The organism is Streptomyces sp. NPDC054956 (genome assembly GCF_053609185.1).
Window position 1 is genome coordinate 1 of sequence record NZ_JBSGXB010000536.1, and the last position, 2849, is coordinate 2849.

The window sequence follows — 2849 nt, forward strand, 5'->3', positions numbered from 1 at the left end:
CCCGTCCGGAGCCGCGGCCGGGCGGCGCCGTTCAGTGGTGCCCCGTCCGGACGTACGGATCGCGCGGTGGCCGACGGACGCCCCCCCCGGGAGGCTGCCGGGGGCGCCGCCCGGCCCCTCTCCGCGAAGCGGAACTACCGCCCCAACTCGGCACCTTTCCGCACCAGTTGAAACGCGCCACCCAGTGGACTGGACCTTGACGCGGAGCTGTGCGTACCGCTTTGCTGTGCGTGATCATCCGGCAACGCCGCCCGACCGCCCGCGTCTTGGAGGGAAACCGCGGATGTCTCCGCCTCCGCCGCCCCTCGGCCGCGCCCGCAAGCGGGACGCCCAGCTCTTCGACTCCGCCCTCTGCGACCTCGAACTCGTCGACGTACGCTCCCAGTTCACCCAGGGCCGCTGGGCCAAGGCGCGCTCCCTCCTGGTCGCCACCGGAGACGACTGGGACCGTCGCGGCCACCGCCTCGTCGTCCTCGCCGAGACCCCCGCCGCCACCGCCTGGGCCCGCGAATGGCTCCTCGCCGAACCGGAGAGCGCCGACGCCGTCACCCTCCTGGCCTGCGCGGCCGTCTTCACCGCCCTGCGCCGCAAGGGCACCCCCGAGGCCGCCGAGGAAGCCTGCCGCCGGGCGGCGGCCCTCTTCCCCGCCGACCCCACCCCCTGGCTCGGACTACTGCTCCTCACCCGCGCCTTCGGCACCGAGGAGGAGTTCAGCCGCCACTTCGACCAGGTCCGGGCCCGCCACCGGGAACACCACCACGCCCACCACCTGATGGTCTCCCGGCTCGCCGAGCGCGCCCCCGCCTCCGGCCACGACCCCCTCCACGAGGTCTACGACTTCGCGGCCTGGGCCGCCGAGGAATCCCCGGCCGACTCCCCGCTCGCCGTGCTCCCCGTCATCGCCCACGCCGAGCGCTACCGGGTCCTCGCCGCCGCCCACGGACACAGCGGCCAGGCCATGGCCGAGCACTGGTCCGGCCGCCGCGCCCGCCAGGTCCTGCGCTCCGCCTTCGACTGGTGGCTGGAGTGGGAGCGCGAGGACCACCCCCGCAACCGCGTGGACCTCAACTTCCTCGCCCACGCCAAACTCTGCGAAGGCCGCCCCGCGGAGGCCGCCGCCCTCTTCCAGCGCATCGGCAGCCACGCCACCCGCGCCCCGTGGTCCTACCCGGACCTCGACCCGCACAAGGCCTTCCTCGCCGCGCGCAGCGCCGCGCTCGGCACCGCCTGACCCCGCACGGCCCCGCTCCGCCCAGCCCCCGCTCGCTCCCCGCCCCGAAAGGACCGCCGCCATGCCGACGGGCAGATCCGACACGCTCACCGAACCGGCCGGACCGGCCGAGATCCGTACGTACAAGGGCCAGGACCGCGCCCTGCGCGCCGACCGCCTCGGCACCGCCGGCCTGCTGCTCTCCGTACTCGCCGCGAGCGCCCCCTTGATGGTCGTCGCCGGCGTCATGCCCACCACCTTCGGGGTCATGGGCATCGTCGGACAGCCCCTGCTGTTCGTGATCCTCGGCGCCGTCCTCGCGCTCTTCAGCATCGGCTACGCCGAGATGAGCCGGCACGTCCACAACGCCGGAGCCTTCTACGCCTACATCGCGCGCGGGCTCGGCCCCACCGCCGGCGCCGGCGCCTCGCTCGTCGCCCTCGTCGCGTACAGCGCCATGCAGGTCGGCGTCTACGGCATCCTCGGCTTCGAGATCTCCGGCCTCTTCGCCACCTACCTCGACACCGAACTCGCCTGGTGGATACCGGCCCTGGCCGCCGTCGCCCTCACCGGCGCGCTCGGCTGGCTGAAGATCGACCTCAACGCCAAGGTCCTCGGCGTCCTGCTGCTCATCGAGGTCGTCCTCGTCGTCGTCTTCGACCTCGCCGCCCTCGGCAAGCCCGGCCCCGACGGGCTCTCGCTGCACGCCTTCAACCCCGAGACCCTCACCGGCGCCGGCCTCGGCACCGCCCTGTGCTTCTGCATCGCCGCCTTCGTCGGCTTCGAGCAGTCCCCGGTGTACGCCGAGGAGACCAGCAAGCCGCACATCGTCGTCTCCCGGGTGATGTTCCTCGCCGTCGGCTTCGTCGCCCTCTTCTTCGCCCTCAGCGCCTGGGCCCTCACCGTCGCCACCGGCCCCGGAGAGGTGGTCAAGACCTCGGCCGAAGCCGGACCGGGACTGCTCTTCCAGCTCACCGAGAGCCGCCTGGGCGCCACCTTCACCGACGCCCTGCACGTCCTGTTCGTGACCGGCATGTTCGCGGCGATGCTCAGCTTCCACAACGTCGTCGCCCGCTACGCCTTCGCCATGGGCCGCGAGGGGCTGCTCCCGGCCTCCTTCGGCCGCACCAACGCCGGCACCGGCGCCCCCGCCACCGGCTCGCTCCTGCAGACCGTGGTCTCCGCCGTCGTCGTCCTGGCCTTCGCCTTCACCGACGACATGCCCGCCGGCGACCCCACCGCGCCCGTCCTGCACCTGTTCACCTGGATGGGCAGCGTCGGCGCCCTCGGCGTGACCCTCCTGATGGCCGCCGCTTCCTTCGCCGTCATCGCCTTCTTCGTCCGCCGCGGTACCGCCGGCGCCCAGGTCTGGCGGCTCATCGCGGCCGGCCTCGCCGGCGTGGCCCTGCTCGCCATCGCCGTCTACACCGTGAAGGACTTCGGCGTCCTGGTCGGTGCCGAGAAGGGCTCCGCGCTCAGCTGGGCCCTGCCCGGCATCATCGCCGCGGCCGCCGTCGTGGGCCTGGTGTACGGCCTGGTCCTGCGCTCCACCCGACCCGAGCTCCACGCCCGCATCGGCCTGGGCAACGAGGCCTTCCGCCTCGACCAGGCGGCCGGATCCACCCCGGGCGACTGACCC

Annotated in this window: 2 protein-coding genes; both read left to right on the forward strand. The window is 73.7% G+C overall.

What is annotated here, in order from left to right:
- Positions 1 to 283 precede the first annotated feature (283 nt).
- The gene (locus ACWGDE_RS37895; protein WP_453393631.1) at positions 284 to 1231 is read left to right on the forward strand and encodes a hypothetical protein; all 948 of its coding nucleotides are present in this window, start codon (positions 284 to 286) and stop codon (positions 1229 to 1231) included.
- A 61-nt stretch (positions 1232 to 1292) separates the two neighbouring features.
- Positions 1293 to 2846 carry an APC family permease gene (locus tag ACWGDE_RS37900; protein WP_453393632.1) on the forward strand — a complete coding sequence of 518 codons (1554 nt, stop codon included), beginning with the start codon at positions 1293 to 1295 and terminating at the stop codon, positions 2844 to 2846.
- The last annotated feature ends 3 nt before the right edge of the window (positions 2847 to 2849 follow it).

What these genes read in the sequence shown, in the direction of transcription:
- ACWGDE_RS37900 (WP_453393632.1), top strand. Translation starts at nt 1,293, where the DNA reads ATGCCGACGGGCAGATCCGACACGCTCACCGAACCGGCCGGACCGGCC.
- ACWGDE_RS37895 (WP_453393631.1), top strand. Translation starts at nt 284, where the DNA reads ATGTCTCCGCCTCCGCCGCCCCTCGGCCGCGCCCGCAAGCGGGACGCC.